Origin of the sequence: Bradyrhizobium sp. SZCCHNR2028 (genome assembly GCF_032380995.1) — a bacterium.
Lineage (GTDB): Bacteria > Pseudomonadota > Alphaproteobacteria > Rhizobiales > Xanthobacteraceae > Bradyrhizobium.
Genome location: NZ_JAUHJF010000011.1, coordinates 92,026 through 116,150, shown reverse-complemented (window position 1 = coordinate 116,150; position 24,125 = coordinate 92,026). Strand labels below are relative to the sequence as shown.

Below are 24,125 nucleotides of genomic sequence, written 5' to 3'. Positions count from 1 at the left end.
GCTGACAGCCGCGCAGCATCTCGGCGCCCGCACGCCTCTCTTTGCTGTCGCATAGCATTGCGCATGCGGTCTTCACAACGGCGCTTGAAGCTGCCGGCGCATGACCAAAACGCACGCCACGGCGTTGACGCAACTCACCTTTCCGTCGCACGAACAATTCTGCAGATCGGCGCGCTCGGGCTGCCTTCTCGCAGACTGGTTGAAGAGCACTCGCCCAGTCGCGCTGCAACGCAGCTCGAACGGAGGGTCTCAGCAACGTTGGCAGTTGGACTGCAGAGCATTGTCCAAACAAGCGAACTGACCGTTCACCCAATGCTTCTTGTCATGCTGCAGAGGCTGCAAGATCCTCGATCAGGAACAACTGGGACCACAGCGATCCGCCGGCTCCGGATCCGAAGCACGCCATGATCACGACGCCACGTTGAGAGGTCGCCTGACCTCTCCATCGTGGCGTGACGATAGCAAACACGAACGATGCCGGAGCCCGGCAGGCGCCGCCTGCCCGCGACCACAGCCATTCCGAGGAGGACGCTCTGATGTTGAGACGAAATCTGCTGGCCACCATGGCCGGACTGGGAGCGGCGAGCGTGCTCGGCGCTGTCCCTGCGCAACTCTCCGCCGAAGAGGTCAAGATCCCCAGCATCGCCGGCCCGGATCAAGCGACGAAGACCCCGAGCTTCCTGCCGCCGCTCGGCAGCGTCGATACCCACACGCACATCTTCGGGCCGGCCTCGACCTATCCGTTCTCGCCCACCCGCCCCTACACGCCGCCCGATGCGTCACTGGAGATGTTCCGGGCGCTGCACGCCAAAATCGGTGTCGAACGCGCCGTCATCGTCAACGCCACCGTCCATGGCACGGACAATCGCGTCGTCACGGACGCCATCGCGCAGAGCAACGGCAACTACAAAGGCGTCGCCAACATCAACGCGGCGATGTCCGACGCCGACCTCACGGCGCTCGGCAAGGCCGGCATCTGCGCCTGCCGGTTCGCCTTCCTCCGCCGCCTCGGCGGCGTCGGCGACATGAACGTCTTCCGCACCCTGGTGGACCGCGTCGCGGCGATCGGCTGGCACGTCGACATTTATCTCGAGGCCGGGACAATCCAGGAATTCGTGCCGATCCTGAAGGCGCTGCCGGTCACCTATGTGATCGACCACATGGGCACGATCAGCGCCGCCAAGGGCATCGACGATGCGGAGTTCAAGGCGCTGCTCGACCTGCAGGCCAGCGACGGCAAGTGCTGGATCAAGATCACCGGTCCCGAGCGCGCCTCGGCCTCCGGACCACCGTTCCACGACGCCGTGCCGTTCGCCCGGAAACTGATCGAGAATGCGCCCGATCGCGTCATCTGGGGCACGGACTGGCCGCATCCGAACGTCAAGATCATGCCCAATGATGGTGATCTGGTCGATCTGATCCCGCTCTACGCCCCGGATCCGGCCATGCAGCGAAAGCTGCTTGTCAGCAATCCCGAACGGCTGTTCAAGTTCGAGCCCAAGAGCTGAGTCACCGCCAGCTGCAACTTCGAGCCCTTCAGCGACAGGACCGATCATGACTGCCACGACCCTCACCGCCGACAGCAAGGCAGGCGCCCGCCGCGGCTGGTGGAAGGAGCTTTGGGTCCAGGTCATGATCGCGATGGCAGCGGGCATCCTGCTCGGTGCCGTCAAGCCGGATCTCGGCGCCCAGATGCAGCCGCTGGGCGATGCCTTCATCAAGGCGATCCGGATGCTGATCGCGCCGATCATCTTCTGCACGGTGGTCAACGGCATCGCCCACATGGCCGACATGGCCAAGGTCGGCCGCGTCGCGATCAAGGCGCTGATCTATTTCGAGGCAATCACGACGCTGGCGCTGATCATCGGCTTGACCGCGGTGAACCTGTTTCAGCCCGGCGTCGGCATGAACATCGACCCGGCGACCATCAACTCCGCGACCATCGAGCCCTATGTCAAGCAGACCGCTGCGGTCGGCTTCGTGCCGTTCCTGCTCAACATCATCCCGCAGACCTTCGTTGGCGCCTTTGCCGAAGGCAATATCCTGCAGGTGCTGTTCATCTCGGTCATGTGCGGCTTTGCGCTGATCTGGCTCGGCGACCGCGCCAAGCCCGTGACCGACGTGATCGATGTCGCCGGCCAGATGATCTTCGGTGTCGTTCGGATCGTGATGTGGGCCGCCCCGCTCGGCGCATTCGGCGCCATCGCCTTCACCGTCGGCAAGTTCGGCCTGGGCTCGCTGGCCAAGCTCGGCCTGCTGCTCGGCAGCTTCTATCTCACCTGCCTGATCTTCATCGCCGCCGTGCTCGGCCCCATTGCCGCCCTCACCGGCTTCAGCCTGTGGAAGCTGATCCGCTACATTCGCGATGAGGTGCTGGTCTGCATCGCCACCACGTCATCGGAGACCGTGCTGCCGCGCATGCTGGCGAAGCTCGAAGCCGCCGGATGCGAGCGCGGCATCGTCGGCCTGGTCATCCCCACCGGCTACTCGTTCAATCTCGACGGCACCTGCCTCTACCTCGCCACCGCCGCGGTGTTCCTGGCGCAGGCGACCAACACTCATCTCGACATCAGCCACCAGATCGGGCTGCTGCTGATCCTGCTGGTGACGTCGAAGGGCGCAGCCGGCATTGCCGGCGCCGCTTTCGTCGTGCTGGCAGCGACGCTCGCCGCGACCGGAACGATTCCGGTCGCCAGCGTCGCACTGGTGCTCGGCATTCACCGGTTGATGTCGCAGGGGCTGACGCCGACGAATTTGATCGGCAACGCCGTGGCCACCATCGTCATTGCCCGCTGGGAAAATGCGCTCGACAAGACGCGTCTCCAGCAGGTGCTCGATGGCGAAGCCGGCAGCGAACTGACCGAATCAGTCTGATATCAGCGAGGCGACCGATGGACTGCGCAGCTACCATCCTGAGGCAGGCCGTCATTGTCGCTTTCGTCGCGTGCGCGACGCTCGCTCCGGTTCGAAGCTATTCCGCTGATGTCGACGTGGCACGCACTCTCGCGCCGACCGGACATCTGCGCGCGGGACTCTATCCGGGCACGCCGACATCGATCCTGCCCGACGGGACCGAGAATCCCCGCGGCGTCGGCTACACCATCGGCAAGGAAATGGCGCGCCAGCTCCATGTCGACTACGAGCCGGTCGTGTTCGCCAAGAACGCCGAGGTGCTCGAGGCCGTCAAGACCGGCGCGGTCGACGTCGCCTTCACCAATGCTTCGCCGGCGCGCGCAAAGGAGATGGATTTCGGTCCTGTCTATCTCGAGATCGAGCTTGGGTATCTCGTGCCCGACGGCTCCCCGCTTTCCGACGCCGGCGATGTCGACGCGAGCGGCCGCAAGATCGGCGTCACGACCGGCAGCACGTCGGATGCGACGCTCGGGCGCGAGCTGAAGAACGCGACGCTGGTCCGGGCGCCGACCTTGAAGGATGCGGTCGCCATGCTGACGAGCCGCCAGATCGATGCCTTCGCCACCAACAAGGCGACGCTGTTCGAGATCGCCGAGCAGGTGCCAGGATCGCGCGTGCTCGACGGGCGCTGGGGCGAGGAGCGCCACGCCATCGCGATCCCCAGGGGCCGCGACGCCGGGCTCGACTTCCTGCGCAGCTTCACGGCCGAGATCCAGTCGTCTGGCCTCGTCAGCGCCGCTGCTGAGCGCGCCGGACTGAAGGGCATTGTGTCGCCAGGGAAATCGCCCTGACGCGTCGGCGCGCAGTGCCGCCGGGGATCGCGGTGTTCTCCGCATCGGACAGCGACAGACTGCGGATAAGTGCGACACCGACATGAGAAGCGAAGCGCATCGCCAAGGGCCTCTCACAATGACGCGCTGAAGTCCGAGATGAGCGCGTCATCCTGAGATACCGCCGCTATCTCGTTTCAGCCGGTCACCGAGAAACGTCAGTCGTGAATTGACATCATTTGCATAGACACCGATTTGCTTTCGCCGCATTGACGCCGATCAAACGGCGCATGACCTAAAATTAATGGTTATCTCCTTTCGTATGAGTGGTGCGCTCGGCTAATGAAAGCGCAACGGCGGCGGACTGATCTCGCAGCGTCGTCCAGCAAGAAACGATCTGAAACTACGGAGTGAGCGCCTGCGGACAACAGTCACGCCGCGTCGTTCGTGTGTGTGACGATCACTCGACGATCACTTGGCGAATACTTGGAGACGATCATGAACAAGCAGCTTCTGCTCAAACTTCACCGCTGGATCAGCCTCGTCTTCGCGCTGCCGCTGCTTGTCGTCATCGTGACCGGACTGATCCTCTCCTTCGAGCCGATGGCGCAGGTCGCTGCCGTCAAGCCGCAGAGCGTCGATCCGGCGCGCGTGATCGCGCTGATCAAGCAGCATGATCCCGACGGCAAGGCACGCGGCCTGTCGATCGATGCGTCCACACAGCACCTCACCTTGCAGGGTACGCCGGGCGCCGAGGTCGACATCACGACCGGCGCCGCGGTCGAGAAGCCCGCGATGGCGAGCGTCTTCCTGTGGGCGCGCAGGACCCACGAGCATCTGATCGGCATCCCCGGCCTCACCCTGATCTCGACCATCGCAATGGTCACCATCATGATCATCGGCATCCTGATGGGACTGCCGCGACTGCGCAACACGCTGTCCGGCTGGCACAAGGGCGCGGCCTGGTTCACGCTGCCTCTGATTCTGCTCAGCCCGCTCACCGGACTCTGTCTCGAGCTCGGCCTGACCTTCGCAGGCAGCGCTCCGCCCACCGCAGCCAAGCGCATCTCGCTGCCTGACGCCGTCAGCATCGTCGCCAGGGACCACGACCTTTCGGCGGTCAACTCGATCGGCAATCGCGGCGGGCGGATGATGGCGAGGATCATCGAGGACGATGAGCTCAGGGCCTATGCTGTGACGTCCGACGGGCTCTCCGCGTTGCCGCGCAACTGGCCGCGCCTGCTGCACGAAGGCAACTGGTCGCTGATCGGCAGCGCGGCCAACGTGCTGATCTCGATCGCGCTGTTCGCACTGCTGATCACAGGCGTGCTGATCTGGGCGCAGCGCCGGCTGCGGCGCCCGAATCGCGCGCGCACCGTGCCGGCAAAGCCGGTGGTCGCATCCTCGATGCCGTCCTGACGAGCGGCGACCGCCCCACGGAGCCGGCTCGACGCTGCGAGCCGGCCTCCAACTCCGTCTCGCGCGCTGCTTCGCCAAAGGCCGGCCCGCGCCGCGCGAGCTCGGCGGCAGACCTTTTTCGATCATTGTGACAAGAACGACGTCGCTGCCCGACCGCTGCGGAAATGGAAGCGGCGCGTTGTCTACTCTCACCTCAAAAATGATGCGCCCGTCCGGTGCAAGCGAGCACCGGCGCCGCGCAGGACGAAGCTGTGCGCATCACCGCCCTGTCATCAACGTGACTTGACTACGTCTGTGCTGCCCCGCATGGTCCGGATAGAAAACGAAACGGTTTAGTTTTATGTCAGATCATGTCCGAATGTTTCCCGCGCGTTTGAGGGGGGTCCCGACAGGCCGCGCGATGTCCGTCCCGCTCGGCCTTTTTGGCTGCAGCGTGCTGCTCGCATCCTGCGCCGTCGGCCCGGACTTCATCTCCCCCGAGGCGCCGGTCGCGACCGGTTACGTCGCCGAGCGACGCCTCGCCGCGACCGCCAGCGCCTCGACGCCGGGCGGCAATGTGCAGAGCTTCGCACCCGGAGGCGATCTGCCCGGCACCTGGTGGGCGCTGTTTCATTCCCGGCAGATCAACGCCTTCGTCGAGGAAGCGATTCGCAACCACCCGGACATCGAAGCCGCGCAATTGGCGCTGCGTGCTGCGCGCGAGAACGCGCTGTCGCAACAGGGCGCGCTGTTTCCGCAGCTGAGCGCGAGCGGATCCGCCGAACGCACCCAGGGCTCCACCACACAGAACGGGCAATGGCCCGGCCAGACCTCGCTCTACACGCTCTATGGCACGTCGGTAAGCGTCAGCTACGCGCTCGATCTGTGGGGCGGCACGCGACGCCAGGTCGAGGCGCTGCAGGCGCAGGCCGACTACCAGGCGTTCAAGCTGGAGGCGACGCATCTCGCGCTGACCGCCAATGTCGTCACCGCCGCGATCAGCGACGCCTCGCTGCGCGATCAGATCGCAGCGACCGAGGAGATCATCAAGGCCGAGACCGACCAGCTTGGCCGGATCCAACACCAGTTTGATGTCGGCGCCATCTCCAAATCCGACGTGCTGGCGCAGGAGGCGACGCTGGCGCAGGCCAAGGCGACCTTGGCGCCGCTGCAGAAGCAACTCGCGCAGCAACGCAATCAACTGATGGCCTATCTCGGCCGGCTGCCGAGCCAGGACCGCGGCGAGCATGTGACCCTCGCGGAGCTGCGGCTGCCGCGCAAGCTGCCGGTGTCACTGCCCTCCTCGCTCGTCCGGCAGCGTCCGGACATCCGGCAGGCCGAGGCTACGTTGCACCAGGCCACAGCGACGGTCGGCGTCGGCGTCGCCAATCTGCTGCCGCAGGTGACGCTGTCGGGCAGCTACGGCGCAAGCGGACCGGGCCGGCTGTTCTCGCCGACGACCATCGTGTGGGATGCGGCCTCGAGCGTCAGCCAGAAGCTGATCGACGGCGGCACGCTGTATCACACCAAGGAGGCTGACGTCGCCACCTTCGAGCAGGACTTGTCGCTCTACAAGAGCACGGTCATCACCGCGTTCCAGAACGTTGCGGATTCGCTGCGCGCCATCCAGTACGACGCCGAGGCGCTGAAGGCCCAGGCTGCCGCCGAGAAAGCCACGGCCGACAGTCTCGCCATGGCGGTCGAGCAGTTCAAGAGCGGCGCCGTGCCCTACGCCAACGTCATCAACGCGCAGCAATCCTATCTCAACGCACGCGTCTCCCGCATCAAGTCGCAGGCCACGCGCTTCAGCGACACCGCGGCGCTGTTCCAGGCGCTCGGCGGCGGCTGGTGGAATCGCCAGGACGAGACCCCGGCGGCGCTGCCCCGCGCCAATCCCGGCTACTTCGCCGGTCCCAATCGTACGACCCAGGAAGCAATGTAATGAAGAAACGCATGACGATCATGCTGGCCGCCATGGCGGTGCTGTTCGGCGGCCTCTACGGCTTTCAGACATTCAAGGGCATCATGATCGCCAAGGCGATCGGCGCCATGGCCAACCCGCCGCAGACGATCTCGACGGTCGTTGCGGCGACCGCACCATGGCGCTCCAACCTCACCGCGGTCGGCTCGCTGCGCGCCGTCAACGGCGCCGATCTGGCGCTGCAGGCCGCAGGCATCGTGCACGGCATCCAGTTCAATTCGGGCGACACCGTCGAAGCCGGCCAGCAATTGCTGCAGCTGGTCGCGACCGATGACGTCGCCAAGCTGCAGTCGCTGCAGGCGACTGCCGAGAACTATGCCATCGTCGTCAAGCGCGACGAGGAGCAGATCAAGTTCAACGCGGTCAGCCAGGCCACGCTCGACAGCGACCGCGCCAATCTGAAGAACGCGCAGGCCCTGGTGACGCAGCAAAAGGCGATCGTCGAGCAGAAGACCCTGAAGGCGCCCTTCGCCGGCCGGCTCGGCATCCGCGCCGTCGATCTCGGGCAGTATCTCGGCGCCGGCACCACCATTGTCACCCTGCAGAGCCTCGATCCCATCTTCGTCGACTTCTATCTGCCGCAGCAGTCGCTCGCCGACATTCGGATCGGCCAGGACGTCGCCATCACGGTGGATGCCTTCCCATCCGAGCGCTTCACCGGCCAGATCTCGGCGATCAACGCCAAGGTCGATTCCACCAGCCGCAACGTCCAGGTCCGCGCCACCCTGCACAACGAGGCCGCCCGGCTGTTGCCGGGCATGTTCGCCAAGGTCGAGATCGCGACCGGCAGCCCGGAGCAACTCGTCACACTGCCGCTGACGGCAATCGTCAGCAACCCCTACGGCGATCTCGTCTACGTCGTCGACGATCTCAAGGACGGCCAGGGCAAGGCGCGGCAGATGTTCGTCAAGAGCAAGCCGGCCAAGGGCGACCGGATCGCAATCACCGACGGCATCAAGCCGGGCGAGACGGTGGTGATCGCGGGACAGATCAAGCTGCGCAACGGCAGCCCGGTGAGAATCGACAATTCGCACGTGCCGGTCGCGGAAGCCGCGCCGGATGTCGTCGACCAATAATCCGGCCAGCCCGCGCCCATCAGAGTCATCACCATGCGTTTCACAGACATCTTCATCCGCCGGCCGGTGCTGGCGCTCGTGGTCAGCGCCCTCATCCTGGTGCTCGGCCTGCGCTCGATGACGACGCTTGCCATCCTGCAATATCCGCGCACGCAGAACGCCATCGTCACGGTGAGCACGGCCTATGCCGGTGCCGATAGCGACATCATCGCCGGCTTCATCACCACGCCGCTGGAGAACGCGATCGCCCAGGCCAACGGCATCGACTACATGACGTCGACCAGCGTCACCGGCAGCAGCACCATCACCGTGAACCTGCGGCTCAACTACGATTCCGGCAAGGCGATGACCGAGATCAACGCCAAGGTGAACTCGGTGCTCAACCAGCTACCGACCGGCACGCAGCAGCCGACCCTGACCTTGAAGGTCGGGCAGACCATCGATTCGATGTATATCGGCTTCGCCAGCGACGTGCTGGCGCCGAACCAGATCACCGACTACCTCACCCGCGTGGTGCAGCCGAAGCTGCAGGCGGTCTCCGGCGTGCAGACCGCCGAATTGCTCGGCGCCAAGAAATTCGCCCTGCGCGCCTGGCTCGACCCCGACAAGCTCGCGGCCTATGGCCTGACCGCGACCGACGTGTCGACGGCACTGTCGGGCAACGACTACATCTCCGGGCTCGGCACCACTAAGGGCCGCCTCGTGCAGGTCGACCTCGCCGCCGCGACAAATCTGCATTCGCTGGAGCAATACCGCAATCTCGTCGTCAAGCAGGTCAATGGCGCCATCATCCGCCTGCGCGATGTCGCCAATGTCACGCTCGGCAATGACGACTACGACAGCGCGACGCGCTTCAACGGCAAGACCGCGGTCTACATCGGCATCCAGGTGGCGCCAACGGCGAACCTGCTCGACGTCATCAACGGCGTGAAGGCTGTTTATCCGGAGCTGCAGCGACAGCTGCCGAACGGCATCACCAGCGAGATCCTGTACGACTCCACCGATTTCGTGAACTCGTCCATCGACGAGGTGATCCATACGCTGGTGGAGGCGATCGGGATCGTAATTGTCGTCGTCTTCATGTTCCTGGGATCGTGGCGCTCGGTGCTGATCCCGGTGATCGCCATTCCGCTGTCGCTGATCGGCACCTTCGGGCTGATGCTGCTGATGGGCTTCTCCATCAACCTGCTGACCTTGCTGGCGCTGGTGCTCGCGATCGGCCTGGTCGTCGACGACGCCATCATCGTGGTGGAAAGCGTCCACCGCCTGATCGACGAGGGCGTGCCGCCGGTCGAGGCCGCGATCCAGTCGGCGCGGGCGCTGGCGAGCCCGATCATCGCGATGACCGTGGTCCTGATCGCGGTCTACGTGCCCGTCGGCTTCCAGGGCGGCCTGACCGGGGCCCTGTTCACTGAGTTCGCCTTCACGCTCGCCGGCGCCGTCACCGTCTCGGCGGTAATCGCGCTGACGCTCTCGCCGATGAACTGCGCCTGGCTGCTGCGCCGGACCGAGCGCGACGCCACCACGTTCGAGACGCGTTTGGTGAGGACGATCGACCATGTGCTCGAACGGCTCGCCCACTTCTATCGCCGCTGGCTCGAAAGCGTGTTCGCGACCAAGCCGGTGGTGGTGGTGTTCGCGCTGCTGCTGCTCGCGATGATTCCCTGGCTCTATGTCAGTTCCACCAGCGAGCTTGCGCCGGACGAGGACCAGGGCATCGTGCTATCGCTGACGAATTCGGCGCCCTCGGCCACGCTCGAGCAGCGCCAGTTTTACGGCCAGCAGCTGTATGGCTTGATCGCCCAGCGCCCGGAGACGCGTACCGTGTTCCAGATCGATACCTCGACACAGGTGATCGGCGGCTGGGTTCTCAAGCCCTGGGATCAGCGCAAGGCGACGACCAAGACCCTGCAGCCGGAATTCCAGCAGCTCCTGAACGGCATCGCCGGCGCCCGCTCGGTGGCGTTCCAGCCCTCGCCGCTGCCGGGCAGCAACGGCCTGCCGGTCCAGTTCGTGATCGGCACCACCGGCGCGTTCGGCGAGCTCAACGACGTGTCGCGCGATTTCATGGCCAAGGCGCTGGCGAGCGGCCGATTCATCTTCCTCGACAGCGATCTGAAGATCGACAAGCCGCAGACCACCGTGGTGTTCGATCGCGACAAGGCCGCCGATCTCGGCCTCAAGATGAGCGATCTCGGCGGCGCGCTCGCGACCATGCTGGGCGGCAATTATCTCGACTATTTCAGCCTGGAGGGCCGCTCCTACAAGGTGATCCCCCAGGTCCGGCAGAACGACCGCCTCACCGACAGTCAGTTGCTCGACTATTCGATCCGCACCAGCGGCAATGCCATGGTGCCGCTGTCGACCGTGGCCCGGCTCGAGCGCAAGACGATCCCCGAGTCGCTCAATCACTTCCAGCAGATCAATGCGGCAACCATCTCCGGCGTGGCGATGCCGGGCATCGCGATGGGCGACGCGCTCGCCACCTTGAAGGAGATCGCGAAGTCGCTGCCATCGGGTTACTCGATCGACTATGGCGGCGCGTCGCGACAGCTCGAGCAGGAATCCGGCGGCTTCGTCACCACCTTCGTGTTCGCGCTGATCATCATCTTCCTGGCGCTCGCCGCCTTGTTCAACAGCTTCGTCGATCCGATCATCATCCTGGTGTCGGTGCCGATGTCGCTGGCGGGCGCGCTGATCTTCATCAGCCTCGGCATCGGCGGCGCCAGCATCAACATCTACACCCAGGTCGGCTTGGTCACCCTGATGGGCCTCGTCAGCAAGCACGGCATCCTGATGGTGGAGGTCGCCAACGAGCTGCGCGAGCGGGGCAAGGATCGCACCGAGGCGATCATCGAGGCGGCCACAGTCCGGCTGCGGCCGATCCTGATGACGACGGCGGCGATGGTGCTCGGCGTGATCCCGCTGATCACGGCGAGCGGTGCCGGCGCGGTGTCGCGCTTCAACATGGGCCTGGTGATCGCCACCGGGCTCGCCATCGGCACCCTGTTCACGCTGTTCGTGGTCCCCGTCGCCTATGCGCTGATCGCTCATCGCGGCACGACGACCGAACCGGCGGCAACGGCTCATACGGCGGAAGCGACAACGTAAGACGCGCGGTAAAAATACTTTTTAACTCACGCACTTAAATCAAAGGCCGAGGCAACCGAAGCGATCGATGTTGACAAACGTAAGACGATAACGATATATCGTTTATACGAAACGGAGATCATATCGTATGAGACATCATCATTGGAAATTCGGGCGTCGTGGCTGGGACGATGATCGCGAGGAGCGCGGCTGGGGCCATCGCGGCGGGCATGGCTTCGGCGAGGCCTGCGAGGACGTCCGCCTCGGCGGCCGCGGTCCCGGCTTCGGCCCGCGAGGACCCGGCCTGTTCGAGCGCGGCCGCCGTGGCGGGCGCGAGGAGTTCGGGCGTGGCGGCGGCGGTCGCTTCTTCGGCCCCGGCGACCTGCGCAGCCTGCTGCTGTGGCTGATCGGCGAGAAGCCGCGCCATGGCTATGAGCTGATCAAGGCGGTCGAGCAGCTGGTCGGCGGCTCCTACTCGCCGAGCCCCGGCTCGGTCTATCCGATCCTCAATCTGCTTGAGGACATGGGCCAGATCGAAGCGGCATCGGCTGAGGGCGGCAAGAAGCTGTTCGCGATCACCGACGCCGGCCGCCAGGCGCTGAAGGACGACGAGGCGGCGATCGAAGGCCTGCTGAGCCGGCTGCGCATCATGGCCCGCACCATGGGCGGCATGCGCCCGCCGGAGCAGGTGCTGCAGACGGTACAGACCCTGAAGATGGCGCTCAAGATGCACCGCCCCGGCTGGAGCGACGAGGAGGCCAAGCGCGTCAGCGGCATCCTGACCCGCGCCATCGCCGAGATCCAGGGCGACGACGACAACGCGGCGAGCTGACATCAACATCCGCCACGGGCGGAGGCGTAGCGGCCGGCATCGAGACCGTGCTCGCCGCCGCACAGACGCTGACAGTCACGTTCCTCGATAGCATCCGCGGTATGGGTCCCGGCGTTCGACGGGACGAAACCGGTGATGTGGCGCGGTCGTGCCAAACACACTGCTGTCGTCCCGGCCTTGAGCCGGGACCCATACCGCATGATGGTCGTTGGCGGAATAGCTCTCGGTCATCACCTTCCGCACCAAAAATCCCCCTGGAGCCGCTACACCGGCTCCAGCACCATCAATCCCGTCGCCGTGTTGGAGATCGGGATGTGATAGTTGGAATGCTCCTTGCGGACCTTCTCCGGCAGGGTGCCGCGCGCGACCATCCAGTTCAGCAATTCGACACCCTGGGTGCCCGACAGCTCGACCAGCTCGGTGGTCGAATACTTCGTCGCCCAGGCGGGATCGTCGACCATGCTGGCCATGAACTTCTCGTCGAAATCCTTGTTGATGAAGCCGGCGCGCTCGCCGTCGAGCTGATGCGACAGGCCGCCGGTGCCCATGACGACGACGCGTTCGTCCTTCGGCCAGGATTCGATGGCCCGCGCCAGCGCCTGGCCGAGCCTGTAGCAGCGCGCGGCCGACGGCAGCGGCGCCTGCACCGTGTTGACGACCACGGGCACCACCCGCACCGGCCATTTCTGATCGGGCCAGCACAGCGCCATCGGCAGCGTGAAGGCGTGATCGACCACCATCTCCTGGCAGGTGGTGAGGTCGAAATCCTCCTTCACCAGATGCTCGATCAAATGCCAGGACAATTCGCTGTCACCCTTGAACGGCGCGGTCTGCGGAATGCCCCAGCCTTCGTCGGCATTGCTATAGCTGTCGGCCGCGCCGACGGCGAAGGTCGGCATCTTGTCGAGGAAGAAGTTGAGGCCGTGGTCGTTATAGACGAGCACGACCACATCGGGTTGGGCCTTGGCGAGCCATTCGCGCACATGCGGGAAACCGTCGAAGAATGGCTTCCAATACGGGTCCTGCTGCAACCCCTTGGCAATCGCGCCGCCGATGGCCGGAACGTGGGACGTGGTGATGCAACCTACGATCTTCGCCATGATCAACCCCTTGCCGCCAGAAGCTTGGCCTTGAACTGCTCTTTCGTCAGCCCGGTCTGCTGCGCGCCGATGTCCTGCATGTCCAGACCGAAGATGCCGGCGAACTTGGCGAGGTAATAGGCATTGCCGCCGGCTTCGATCAGCTCGAGCACATTGCGATTCTTGATCGCCGCGCGCTGCTGCGCGTTGAGGCCATATTTGGCACAATAGCCGTCCTCGTCGGCGACGAACGCCTTGCGGTTGGCGGCATCGTTGAACGAGTAGCACATCTTGTTGAGCGCATAGCCTTTGCGGGCCTGCTCGCCGTCGAAGATGGTGGTGCCGGGCACGGGCTGCCGGGCTGACGTGGTGGACATCTGAGCCTCCCCTGGTCGTGTTTCGAACGGCCGCGCTTGATCTGGATCAAACGCGGCGCCGTTCGTGCCCGCCAGTATCGCTGACAGACACCGTCAATAAAGGCCGCGCGACCGATCCGATCCATGAGCCAATTCGATCATTTGGACCTCGACGGCCACCTGCTGCAGCTCCTGCTCGCCGTCATCGAGGAGGGCTCGGTCACCCGCGCTGCGCAGCGGCTCGGCGTCACGCAGTCGGCCGTCAGCCATCTGCTCGACAAGCTGCGCGCGATCACCGGCGATCCGCTGTTCGTGAAGTCCGGCCGCGGCATCGTGCCGACCGCGCATGCGCAGCTCTTGGCGCTGCGCGCCCGCGCGCTGCTCGACGACCTCCGGAGCTTCTCGCACACCGCTGCATTCGAGCCGGCGAAAATCTCCGCGCAAGTGACGATCGCGGCCAATGATCTGCAGCGCGACCTGCTGCTGCCGTCCCTGCTCCGCTACGCCCGCGCGCAGGCGCCGGGCCTCAGCCTGCGCGTCATCCCCTCCGGCGCACCGACGCCGGAGATGCTACGGGAAGAGCACTGTCAGCTCATCATCACGCCGCGCCCGCCCGAGGGCAGCGACATCCTGCAGAAGCGGCTGTTCGAGGACAGCTATCGCGTGTTCTACGATGCGGGCCAACGCGAGCCGCCGCAGAGCCTTGAGGACTATCTCGCCAGCGACCACGTCACGGTACTGTACGAGCCGAGGCGCCGCCTCGACATCGACGAGATCATGGCCGAGCGCGGCATCGTCAGGCGGTTCGCGGCGCAGGTGCCGGGCTTCGGCGGCATCGGCCCGTTCCTGCGCGGCAGCCGCATGATCGCGACGCTGCCGAGCCTCCTGCGCGCCTACATGCTGCGCGGCCTGGCGGTGGCGCCGGTGCCGGTCCCCTGCCCGGCGATGCCGATGTACATGGTCTGGCACCTGCGCCACCAGGACGACCCGCTGCACCGCTGGCTGCGCCAGCAGCTCGAGATCGTGGTCGCGCCGAGCTTGGCCGCGGCCGCCGAGCACATGCCGGTGATGGCGTGACTCATCCCGAGGGGTGAGCGGCCCTCACGCCGGCGCGTGGCACACCGCCTCGATGTTGTTGCCGTCGGCGTCGCGCACGAACGCGCCGTAATAGTTCGCGTGATAATGCGGCCGCAGTCCAGGCGCGCCGTTGTCCCGTCCGCCTGCCGCGATCGCCGCCTGATAGAACGCATCGACCGTGGCGCGATCCTTGGCGTGGAATGCGACATGCGTCGAGGTCGCGGCCGTCCCGCCGGTGCCGATCCAGAAATCCGGACGACCGTCGCCGAAGCCGTCGTGATCACCGTGGCCGCCGGTCTGCTCGTTGGTGATCTCCATCATCAGGACGTAACCCAACGGCGCCAGGGCCGCCGCATAGAAAGCCTTGGCGCGGACAAAGTCGGAGACAGGGAAACCGACGTGATCGAGCATGACGATCCTTTCCATGGTGATCGGCGAATGCTAGCGCCGTGGGCCTACGGGCGCAACATCATGCACGCGGCGCGCGATCACATCGCGAGGATGCGCCGCGCCGTCTGTTGCCCGCTGGCCAGCGCCGCCTCGACCGTTCCCATGTCGCGCCCGCGATACAGCGCCTCGCCGGAGATCAAGACACGACCGCCATCCCAGCGCGAAAGCGTATCCTGCGCCTCGCGGGATCCTAGCGTCGCATAGGAATAGGCCCCGCGCGCGAACGGATCCTTCGCCCAATCCGTGACATGCGACGCGAGGAGCTGCTGCCTCAGCGAGTCCACCGGCTGCGAGAAAATGCTCGCAAGCGCCGAGAGACCCGACTCTATCAAGGCGACATCGTCGAGCGCGACGAAAGCGCTGGCCGGCGGCCCGGCGAGCCAGCCGGTCAGCACCGCATCATCGTTCGGATGCTGCGTCCACCACACCGGCACGTCGGCATCGGACAGCACGAACAGCATGTCGGAGAGGTCCTCGGTCCGAGCCTCTCGCCACCACCGGCGCTCGAAGCGCAGCAGCAGCTTGATGACGTTGCCGAAGCCGATGGCTTCGGCTGCGGCCAATTGCGAGCGCATCGCCGGCGGCAGCGCGATGGTCCGCAGCAGCGGCAGCGGCACGGTCAGGAGGACGATATCGCCGCGCTGCGCGCGGCCGTCGGCGCAGCGCACGACGACGCCATCATCGGAGCTCTCCACCGCGCGGACCACCGCCTCGAGCTTCATCGCCACGCCATGCGCCCGGCACTCCGCCACCAGATGATCGAGCAGCGCCGCGTAGCCGCCGACGATGCGTGCCTGAGCACCGCGGTCGCCGCCCATCCACTCGTCGCGCAGCGCGAACACGCTGGCACGACCAGGATCGGCGGCATCATAGCCCTGCACCATCCCGAGCACCGACTTGCGCAGGGCGGCAAACTCCGCACCGCCGAAATGACGCTCGAGCAGCGCCGTGACGGTCATATCCTGATCGAGCTGCCGCGCCACGCGGTGCAGTTGGCGCATCTGCCGATCGGCAGGATCCTCGCGCGAGAACGCGCCGTCCATCACGTACCAGCGCGCGCCATCGACCGGCGTCGAGGTGAGCCCCGCCTCGGCCATCAGCGCGTGGGTGACCGGCGCCTCGCCATGGATGAATTCCGCGCCGGCATCCGCGCGATATCCAAACCTGCTCGCGGGCAGCGGATGGATGCGCCCCCCGCAGCGGTCGCGCGCTTCCAGCAGCGTCACTTGCTTGCCGGCGCGGGCCAGCTCACGCGCCGCCATCAGGCCCGCGGCACCGCCCCCGACGACGATGACGTGCATTCGCCGCTCAGCCATGACTTGCCTGGGCCGGCAAGGGCGAGCCGTTGGTGATCTTGTAGCGCAGCCACAGCGCGCCGCCCTCCAGCGCCGTGCTGCTTTCGAGCGTCATCGCCGTGATCGGCGCGCGCTCGCCGGACTCGGCTTCGGTCGAATCGAACACGCTGGGTGCCCCCTTGGCGCCGTCCACGGCCGGACATAGAACGAGGTTGAACTCGTCGACCAGACCCGCGCGCAGAAACGCGCCGTTGGCGCCGCCGCCGCCCTCGAGCAGCAGGCGCTTCACGCCGAGCTCCTGCGCGACGATCTCCAGCACGCGTGAGAGATCGAGTTTCGACTGGCCGGCGAAGACGTAGGAGACACCCTCGCCGCGCAGGCCCGCGAGATGTGCATCCGACACGGCCTCGGTCAGCACGACGACGATCGGATCGCCGCCGATGTCGGCGCGGCCCCAGCAGATCTTGCCATGGGGATCGAGCACGATGCCGTAGGCCTTGGCGCCGCGTCGCGCGATCCAATGGGTGCGCGGGATTCGCTCCGTGGTCTCGGCCGGATAGGCCGAGCCCTTGGCGAACTCCTGGCCGGTGACGCGGCCGATCAGCCAGGCATCGCCCCCGAGCTGGTCATGCACCTGCTCGAACAGATCGCCCGATCCCTTCGGACGCCAGCGGCTCGGCAATGTCCGGCCGTCGACGCTCGACGCCATCAGGCAGATGACTTCCGGTTTCATGCATCCTCCTTGTCGCCGCTGAACGGGGTCACCGAATATCGCCTCGGCGGCGTTGTCAACGAAACGGCGTGCGTTTCGTTCGATCGCGGCCGCAACGCTCGCCTGCGCCGTCGCTGTAACCGCACGAGTTCCTGCGCTAGTTTCGGGATTGAAACGGAGCCGATCATGGACGCTGCGCCGCGCAGACGAGACGCCATCGGTTTGCGCAGGGCACGGCGCGGTGCCCTGCATGCTGGCCGACAGCATCGCCAACCAGGGCGGCCACGCCGCGCCGTGGCGCTCCGTGTGGATTCGCCGCCTTCCTGGCCTCGCTGGGCGGGGCAGTCGCGCTCGACCTCAAGCGGCTGTTCTTCCTGCTCATCATCATCCCCGTGATCGTGCTGTTCCTCATCGTGTTCGGCGTGATCGGCGGCTGTGTCGTTCGTAGGACGTGCTCGCCGCTGGCCGAAGGCTTGGGTCTCGGCCTGATCCTGGCGTGGTCGCTTGGGGTGTCGTTTCCGATGTTCCCGCCGGGCTAGCGCGCGTTTCCGACGTGTGCGAACGAACGTGCTGTACTACGATCATGAACGCGGACATGAAGCACGCGCTTCGGGCGCGCCGTCGCCCCTTTCCGACCCGACATGCGTCGCCTACGATCCGATGGAGCCAGCATGGCAAAACACCGCATCTACACGACGAGCTTCGCGAGCGTGTACCGATTGTACGTCGCGAAGGCCGAGAAGAAGGGACGCACCAAGGCAGAGGTCGATCAGGTGATCTGCTGGCTGACGGGCTATGGCCAAAACGAGCTTGAGTCCCGGTTGGAACGTCAGACGGACTTCGAGACCTTCTTCGCGCAGGCGCCTGCGATGAATCCCGCGCGGACCTTGATCAAGGGCATGATCTGCGGCGTCCGCGTGGAGGATGTCGAGGAACCGACGATGCGGGAGATCCGCTACCTGGACAAGCTGGTCGATGAGCTGGCGCGGGGAAAGGCAATGGACAAGATCCTGCGCAAGGCATGATCGCAACCCGCGACGCGATCTTCCTCAGTCCTGCTCCTGCCCTGGCGCCTGCCGCAGCATGAAATGGCCGAAGGCGGTGGCGATCGGCTTCGTCGCATCGTCCTGCCAGGCGCGGGCCTCGAAGGCGACGACGCGGCGGCCCTGCTTGACGATCGACGCTGATGCGATGGTGTCGAGCGCACGGCCCGACCTCAGATAGTTGATGGTGAGGCCGACCGGCTTCGGCGGCGCCGTGGCGCCGAGCTCGCGCATCACGGTGACGATCGCCGCGGTTTCGAGAAACGCGCCGGTCATGCCGCCATGGATCGCAGGCAGCACGGGATTGCCGATGATCCGGTGCGAGAACGGCATCACGAGCGTGTCGTTCTCGGCGAAGCGGATGCCGAGGCAGCGCGCGAACGGACTGGTGGGAAACGGCCCCGTCGGATCGTCCGGTGCGTCGAGCGGCGGTGGCACGCCGTCGAAGGCCGCCCGGTCGGTCAGCATGTTGGTGCGGTTGGCGCCAATCATGAAGCAGGCGGTCGCGGTGGCGACCGGTGCGGTCTCCTCCTCCTGATAGGCGGTGGCGCGCACGAACGCGATCGAGCGGGTGACGCGGAAGCATACCGCATGGGCCTTGATGTCGAGACCGGGGGTCGCCGGCTTCTGATAGTCGATGCGCAGATCGAGCGTGGCGATCGCCCGGCTGCCGTCGAGCGCGAGTTGCACCGCCATGCCACAGCTCTCGTCGAGCATCGCGGTGACGACGCCGCCATGGATGACGCCGGTCTCGCTGTCGCCGACGAACACCGGACGATAGGGCAAGGTCGACCAGGCCTCGCCGGGCGCGAACCGGTCCATCCTGAGCCCGCTGATATGGCCATAGACCGAGCGGCGCTGCCTGATGGCCTCGGCGAGTTCGTCGAATGCCGGCGGTGTGGCGATGGGCGGAATGTTGGACATGCGCGATTTAGATCACGATCCCGAGGACGCACGAAGCCTTTTCCGACTGATCCGGATTGTGTGCCGGCGATCCAGGCCGGATCATCGCCGTCCCTGCATCCGCACGATTGAGCGCCGCCGATCGTGCTCACGACTCAAGGCTGCGAGCCTGCATTCCCGCAAAACTACGTGGATGAAATGTTCTGCCGGCGCGGCGCGCTTAGAACATTGGCAACCTTAATATGATCATAATTGCCGCCATCAAATCCCGGAGACCTGTCGATGCGCAGACCCACCAAGACGCCGGACGCCCCGCCGAGCAGCGGCACGGCCTCTCTACGAATTGTCCTGAGCCTGGCGCTCGCAGCCAGCGCCGGTGCGATGTGGTGGAGCAGTGGCGGCGCCAACAGCTTCTCCTTCGGGACCGGAGCGCCTTCGCTCGAGACCCGCGTCGCCACGCTGACCTCGGAGCTGGCGCAGCTCAAGGCCGAGACCGCCCAGCTGCGCGACCGCCAGAGCGACACCTCCGGCGAGCTTCTGCAATTGCGCGCCAGCCTCACCACGGCCGAAACGGGCCTGGCCGCCTTGCGCACCACCGCCGACGAGAACGAGGCGCGCCGCCGCGATACGGCCGACAAGATCGAGTCCGATCTCGCGCTGCTGAAGCGCCAGACGGTCCGCCTCCGCGGCGCCCAGGAAGATGCGGCGACCGAGCTGAGCGGGCTGCGCACCGCGGCCGCGAACAGCGACGTCACCATCGAGCAGCTCCGGACCTCCACCGGCGAGATGCGTCAGCAGTTGGCACGCATCGAGACCGCCCGCGAGGCGACCAGCTCGATCTCCCGCAGGCCTCACCGTGTCAGGCGCGTGGCGCGCGCGACCGAAGCGCAACATGAGCCGCAGCCTTTCCTGATGCACTGGCCCGGCGTCATCCCCGCAGGTCGCAACTGATTTGAAGTGCCATCCGGCCTGACCCGCGAACCCAGTCAGGCATCAGGCCGGCTGGTCACCACCAGCCCGGCTGCACCGGCCGGTAATAGGTCGGAGGCGGACCGCGACGGCGCGGCGCCGCGACGGGCTGGCCATCCCAGCTGCGCTGGAAAAAGCTGCCGAAGCCATCGTCATATTCGTCGCCGCTGGCAACGTCGACATTGGTCGTCGGCCGGCGCGTGATGAAGCCGCCCTGCGGCTGGTTGCTCAGCACCGCGACGAACTCGGTCCGATAATTGGTCTCGCTCGACAGCGGCTCGTCCGAGACGATGATCGAGGAGCGCGGCACGGCCGTCGGCGCGATCCGAGCGAGCACGTCCTTCGGGATGGTGATGCGGTCGAGCGCGTCCTTGGCGGTGTCGCCGTCGTCGATGGTCACCGCCGTCCAGCGCAGCCCCGCGCCGTTCTGCGCCACTGCGGTGAACACATGCGTTCCGATCGGCCGGTCGGGATCGCGGATGGTCACCGGCGCCTCGATCGAGGTGTCGAACACCTCGCCGCCGCCGTCGGGGGCCGGCTTGTGCGTGTTGCGCCTGACATAGAGCATCTGCGTGGAACGGCTGATATAGACCGAGACCGGCTCGGTCGCGAGCCTGGCGTCCGTCGCAGCCTTGCTCGTATCGGCCTTCCTGGCCGCAGCCGCCTTGGCGGCATCCTTGGTCGAGGTCGCCGCAGCGAGCTTCGCGGTCGCGTCCGACTTGGCGGCCTCGAGCTGCGCCGCCGCGTCGGTCGCCTTGGCGGCGGCCTTCTGATTCGCATCCTCGGCCAGCGTCCTCGCCTGATCGGTCTTGGCGGCGGCCAGCTTCCTGCCGGCGAATTTGAGCTCGGCCTCGGCGCGCGCCTTGGCCTGCTCCAGCTTGCGCAAGGACGCCTTCAGAGCCTTGGCCTCGCGCTCGGCCGCGGCAGCCGCCGCCTTGGCCTCGTCGGCGAGCCTGGCGGCGTCCTCGGCTTCGCGGCCGAGCGTCGCGGCGCGCGAGGGCACCGCGGCGAGCGCCTCTGCGGTCGGCACGAACAAGGCGGGATGGGAGAACTCGACCGGCGCCGGGTCACCGGGCGCGATGATCACCCGCATGCCGATCCAGGTCCGGTCGAACAGCTTCTCGGCAAAGCCATAGGGCATGCGGACGCAGCCATGCGAGGCGGCATAACCGGGCAGCGGCCCGCCATGCAGCGCCACCCCGTTCCAGGTGATGCGCTGCATGTTCGGCATCCAGGCGTCGTCATAGAGCGTCGAGCGGTGGTCCTTGTCCTTTTCCAGCACGGCGAACACGCCGGCCGGCGTCTCGCGGCCGGAGACACCGGTCGACACCGGCGCCCGCCAGATCCAGCCGTCGGCGTCGTAGAACGTCACCTTCTGGGCCTTGATCGATACGATCGCCATGATCGGATCGCCATGCGCGCGCGGCGCCGTCGCTTCGGTCGCCGGCGCGGGGCGCGCCTGCCGCGCGTTGGCCGCGGAGCTGGGCATCGCCAGCGCCGCCAAGGCCGCAAGGGTCATCAAGACCGGTCCGCGACGCCGCATCGCTGCAAGGTTCTGAGCCGCCGTGGATCGTGTCACCATGCCTTGTCCCGATTCGTCATTGCTGTTCCGCCCGCGCCGGCGCGATCGGCGCAGGACGATCTATACGCTCGATCAAGTCTTGGGGTGAAGTGAGGCGAAGAAGCGTCCCCGAGTCACGAGGCCCTCGCCGCAATTGCGTCAGGCTCAGGCAACAGATTAGACTCAAAGCACGCCCGTCTGCCTCTCATCGCTGGAACCCAACGACCCTCATCCAATCACCCGCCGGTTGCCCATCGCTTAACGCCGAGAAGGCCGACGGGGTCCGTCGCAGAGGTCCCCTAGCAATTCGCCGACCACAAGGCGCTCGCGTTCCTGAAGCCCGATGCACGAGCGCCGAGCGTCACGGGAGATCGACCTCAAACCTGCTTCTCGAAGAACAGATCCGGATACGGATCGTCGTTGAAGCGGTCGATCTCGGTCCAGCCGGTGCGGCGATAGAGCTGGACGGCCTCGGTCAGCGCGCTGTTGCTGTCGAGACGGAGCGTCGTGATCGACAGCTTTCGCGCGGCGTCCTCGGCCGCATCCATCAGCCGCCGGCCGAGGCCAAGCCCGCGCGCCGCGGGCGCGACCCACAGCCGCTTGATCTCGGCGACATCGCCGCCGCTGCCCTTCAGCCCGACGCAGCCGAGCGGCAGGCCGTCGGACAGCGCCACGAAGAAAGCCCCGCGCGGGGGCGTCATGTCGGCGGCGTCGGGATCGCGCGACAGCGCGACGTCGTAGCCGCGTTCGAAGCGGCGTGACAGCTCGGCGTAGTACTCGCCGAGGCAGTAGCGCGACTGCTCGCCGCGCGGATCAACCTCGTCGATGGCGATGCGGCTGCGTCCCAGCGCGGCCGCAACCAGGTCCATCGCCGCCAAAAGCGCCTCGGGCTGGGCGTGACGCGCCAGCATCGACTCGGCCTGGGCGTTGGAGAGCGTCTCATAGGCCTCGAATTCGCGCCGCCCGGCGGCTGTGAGCCTGGCGATGCGGCGGCGCGCGTCGTCGGGATGCGGCCTGGTCGTCACCAGCCCCTCCTCCTCCAGGCTGCGCAGCAGCCTGCTCATCAGCCCGGAATCGAGCGCGAGATAGTCGCGCAGATCGGCGACGTCGCTGCGGCCATGGCCGATCGCATTGAGCACGCGGGCCGCCCCGAGCGGCCGCCCGCGCCCGAGAAACGAGGTGTCGAGCGCGCCAACCTCCGAGGTGACGGCGCGGTTGAAGCGGCGGACGCGAGAGATGGGGTCGAGCATAATGTCTGACTTTAGTCAGATATATCCCCCTGTCAATCGTCCGGGCCCGTGTTGCCTCTCCCCAACTGTCATCATCCGCCACCGGGTCTCGCCTTCGGCGAGCCCAATGACAGGCTCCGGCGGATGATCCAGCACGCCGCGGCGGCTCGATTGCCCACGACCGTCTCTGGAATACTGGATCGTCCGCCGTCGCGGACGATGACGGAGAGACGATCGGCAGCATCTTGTTGGCTAAGACAGAGGCACACATACGAGGCGGCTCAAGCGCCGGCACCAACGCGCACTAAGCATCCCAAACAAAAAGGGCGGCCCAGCCGCCGGCCGAAGCCGGATGCCGGACCGCCAGGTTTTCCCCGGGAGGAACTCAGTTCAGAAGCTTGGCGACGTTGTCCTTGGTGACGAGATCGAGGCCGGTGTAGATCACGTCCGGCACCTTCTCGCCCTTCTTGATCGCGAGCAGCGTGTCCATCGCCTTCTCGCCCATCTCGAACGGGCGCTGGCCGGTCAGCGCGTTGGAATAGCCGTCACGCAGCAATTCGAGCTGCATCTTGAGCGTGTCGGCGACGACCAGCGTCAGCTTGCCGGCGTCGATGTCCTTGCGGTTCTTGTTGACGAAGGCCTTGTAGCCCTCGGGCGCGAACATCGGCCAGCCGCCGATCGGCACGATGGCGCCGAGATCCGGCGTCGCGGTGCGCAGATCGGCCATCTGCTGCACGGCGAGCGCGGGATCGTCGTTGCAGAAGGTCGGCGAGCCCGCCACCTCCGTCCACTTCGAGCCCTTCAGCGCCTCACGCACGCCATCGACGCGCTCGGCGAGGTTCTTGGCGCCGGGGCCGCCGGAGACGACGGCATATTTGCCGCCGTCGGGTCGGAGCTGCAGCAGCTGCTTGCCGAGCGCCAGCCCGAAATCCTTGTTGTTGGTGCCGATATAGGCGATGCGCTTGGAGCCCGGCGCATCGGCATCGAAGGTGATCACCGGAATGCCGGCGGCGGTCGCCGCCTCGATCGACTTCGTCATCGCGGCGACGTCGGCCACCGAGATCGCCAGGCCGTCGACCTTCTGCGTGACGAAGTCCTGGATGATCTGCGCCTGCGTGGCCGGCTCGTGCTCGACCGGACCCTTGTAGATGCACTCGACGTTGCCGAGCTCCTTGGCGCGCTTCAGGCAGCCGTCGCGCGCGACGTCGAAGAACGGATTGTTCATCGCCTTCGGCACGATGGCGAAGCGGTATTTGGTCTCGGCCTGCGCCGGGGCCAGCATGATCGCGAGCGATGCGACCGCATAGAGCAGCTTCTTCATGGGTTTCCCTCCTCCATGTCTATCCCTGATGATTGTCTGCTCCGGGTGAGGATAGACGCGCTTGTCATCC

The 24,125-nt window shown here is 66.2% G+C and carries 21 protein-coding genes; 12 read left to right on the top strand and 9 right to left on the bottom strand.

The window, feature by feature from the left end; genetic code table 11:
* Nucleotides 1-536: 536 nt before the first annotated feature.
* The 8 genes from QX121_RS18830 (at nt 537) to QX121_RS18795 (ending at nt 12,060) form a co-directional block, all read left to right on the top strand.
* Entirely contained in the window at nt 537-1,508 is a 972-nt protein-coding gene (locus QX121_RS18830) for an amidohydrolase family protein (protein ID WP_315812730.1), read from the top strand.
* A 46-nt stretch (nt 1,509-1,554) separates the two neighbouring features.
* A complete protein-coding gene (gene dctA, locus QX121_RS18825; protein ID WP_315776358.1) occupies nt 1,555-2,874 on the top strand; it encodes a C4-dicarboxylate transporter DctA in 1,320 nt (439 codons plus the stop codon).
* 116 nt (nt 2,875-2,990) lie between these two features.
* Nucleotides 2,991-3,704 carry an ABC transporter substrate-binding protein gene (locus QX121_RS18820; protein ID WP_315737110.1) on the top strand — a complete coding sequence of 238 codons (714 nt, stop codon included), beginning with the start codon at nt 2,991-2,993 and terminating at the stop codon, nt 3,702-3,704.
* A gap of 477 nt (nt 3,705-4,181) precedes the next feature.
* Nucleotides 4,182-5,102: a PepSY-associated TM helix domain-containing protein gene (locus QX121_RS18815; RefSeq protein WP_315812729.1), complete on the top strand. Its 921-nt coding sequence runs from the start codon at nt 4,182-4,184 to the stop codon at nt 5,100-5,102.
* 400 nt (nt 5,103-5,502) lie between these two features.
* Nucleotides 5,503-7,023, top strand: coding sequence for an efflux transporter outer membrane subunit (locus QX121_RS18810; RefSeq protein WP_315812728.1), 1,521 nt, complete (start codon nt 5,503-5,505; stop codon nt 7,021-7,023).
* The gene (locus QX121_RS18805) at nt 7,023-8,138 is read left to right on the top strand and encodes an efflux RND transporter periplasmic adaptor subunit (protein WP_315812727.1); all 1,116 of its coding nucleotides are present in this window, start codon (nt 7,023-7,025) and stop codon (nt 8,136-8,138) included. Before QX121_RS18810 ends, QX121_RS18805 begins: the two co-directional genes overlap by 1 nt.
* Nucleotides 8,139-8,171: 33 nt before the next feature.
* Entirely contained in the window at nt 8,172-11,249 is a 3,078-nt protein-coding gene (locus tag QX121_RS18800) for an efflux RND transporter permease subunit (protein WP_315812726.1), read from the top strand.
* Nucleotides 11,250-11,376: 127 nt separating this feature from the next.
* On the top strand, nt 11,377-12,060 hold the full coding sequence (locus QX121_RS18795; protein WP_315779473.1) for a PadR family transcriptional regulator: 684 nt from the start codon (nt 11,377-11,379) through the stop codon (nt 12,058-12,060).
* A gap of 263 nt (nt 12,061-12,323) precedes the next feature.
* Here the strand turns inward: QX121_RS18795 and QX121_RS18790 are convergent, their stop codons facing one another.
* Both QX121_RS18790 and QX121_RS18785 read right to left on the bottom strand, forming a co-directional pair.
* Nucleotides 12,324-13,160 carry a class III extradiol dioxygenase family protein gene (locus QX121_RS18790; protein ID WP_315812725.1) on the bottom strand — a complete coding sequence of 279 codons (837 nt, stop codon included), beginning with the start codon at nt 13,158-13,160 and terminating at the stop codon, nt 12,324-12,326.
* A 2-nt stretch (nt 13,161-13,162) separates the two neighbouring features.
* Nucleotides 13,163-13,516 carry a protocatechuate 4,5-dioxygenase subunit alpha gene (locus tag QX121_RS18785; RefSeq protein WP_315758446.1) on the bottom strand — a complete coding sequence of 118 codons (354 nt, stop codon included), beginning with the start codon at nt 13,514-13,516 and terminating at the stop codon, nt 13,163-13,165.
* A 123-nt stretch (nt 13,517-13,639) separates the two neighbouring features.
* Between QX121_RS18785 and QX121_RS18780 the strand changes: the two genes are divergently transcribed.
* Entirely contained in the window at nt 13,640-14,572 is a 933-nt protein-coding gene (locus QX121_RS18780) for a LysR family transcriptional regulator (protein WP_315776352.1), read from the top strand.
* Between the two features lie 24 nt (nt 14,573-14,596).
* On the opposite strand, the gene QX121_RS18775 is transcribed toward QX121_RS18780, so the two are convergent.
* From QX121_RS18775 to QX121_RS18765, 3 genes are all read right to left on the bottom strand, one after another.
* Nucleotides 14,597-14,983 carry a VOC family protein gene (locus QX121_RS18775; RefSeq protein ID WP_315812724.1) on the bottom strand — a complete coding sequence of 129 codons (387 nt, stop codon included), beginning with the start codon at nt 14,981-14,983 and terminating at the stop codon, nt 14,597-14,599.
* 77 nt (nt 14,984-15,060) lie between these two features.
* Entirely contained in the window at nt 15,061-16,338 is a 1,278-nt protein-coding gene (locus tag QX121_RS18770; RefSeq protein WP_315776351.1) for an NAD(P)/FAD-dependent oxidoreductase, read from the bottom strand.
* The gene (locus tag QX121_RS18765; protein ID WP_315741214.1) at nt 16,331-17,050 is read right to left on the bottom strand and encodes a RibD family protein; all 720 of its coding nucleotides are present in this window, start codon (nt 17,048-17,050) and stop codon (nt 16,331-16,333) included. The genes QX121_RS18770 and QX121_RS18765 overlap by 8 nt, the downstream gene beginning before the upstream one ends.
* Nucleotides 17,051-17,421: 371 nt before the next feature.
* Between QX121_RS18765 and QX121_RS18760 the strand changes: the two genes are divergently transcribed.
* Together QX121_RS18760 and QX121_RS18755 are read left to right on the top strand one after the other, a co-directional pair.
* Nucleotides 17,422-17,568, top strand: a complete 147-nt coding sequence (locus tag QX121_RS18760) for a hypothetical protein (RefSeq protein WP_315776350.1) — start codon at nt 17,422-17,424, stop codon at nt 17,566-17,568.
* Between the two features lie 132 nt (nt 17,569-17,700).
* Nucleotides 17,701-18,054 carry a DUF2200 domain-containing protein gene (locus QX121_RS18755; protein WP_315776349.1) on the top strand — a complete coding sequence of 118 codons (354 nt, stop codon included), beginning with the start codon at nt 17,701-17,703 and terminating at the stop codon, nt 18,052-18,054.
* Nucleotides 18,055-18,078: 24 nt separating this feature from the next.
* Here the strand turns inward: QX121_RS18755 and QX121_RS18750 are convergent, their stop codons facing one another.
* Nucleotides 18,079-18,996, bottom strand: coding sequence for a PaaI family thioesterase (locus QX121_RS18750; RefSeq protein ID WP_315799287.1), 918 nt, complete (start codon nt 18,994-18,996; stop codon nt 18,079-18,081).
* A gap of 261 nt (nt 18,997-19,257) precedes the next feature.
* Between QX121_RS18750 and QX121_RS18745 the strand changes: the two genes are divergently transcribed.
* Entirely contained in the window at nt 19,258-19,926 is a 669-nt protein-coding gene (locus QX121_RS18745) for a hypothetical protein (protein WP_315812723.1), read from the top strand.
* 55 nt (nt 19,927-19,981) lie between these two features.
* Here QX121_RS18745 and QX121_RS18740 read toward each other — a convergent pair whose 3' ends face one another.
* The 3 genes from QX121_RS18740 to QX121_RS18730 all read right to left on the bottom strand — a co-directional run bounded on the left by QX121_RS18740 (nt 19,982) and on the right by QX121_RS18730 (nt 24,055).
* Nucleotides 19,982-21,526, bottom strand: coding sequence for a L,D-transpeptidase (locus QX121_RS18740; RefSeq protein WP_315812722.1), 1,545 nt, complete (start codon nt 21,524-21,526; stop codon nt 19,982-19,984).
* Nucleotides 21,527-21,882: 356 nt separating this feature from the next.
* Complete coding sequence (locus QX121_RS18735; RefSeq protein WP_315773082.1) at nt 21,883-22,755, bottom strand: helix-turn-helix domain-containing GNAT family N-acetyltransferase; 873 nt, start codon at nt 22,753-22,755, stop codon at nt 21,883-21,885.
* 364 nt (nt 22,756-23,119) lie between these two features.
* Nucleotides 23,120-24,055, bottom strand: coding sequence for a sugar-binding protein (locus tag QX121_RS18730; protein ID WP_315758434.1), 936 nt, complete (start codon nt 24,053-24,055; stop codon nt 23,120-23,122).
* Nucleotides 24,056-24,125 lie beyond the last annotated feature (70 nt).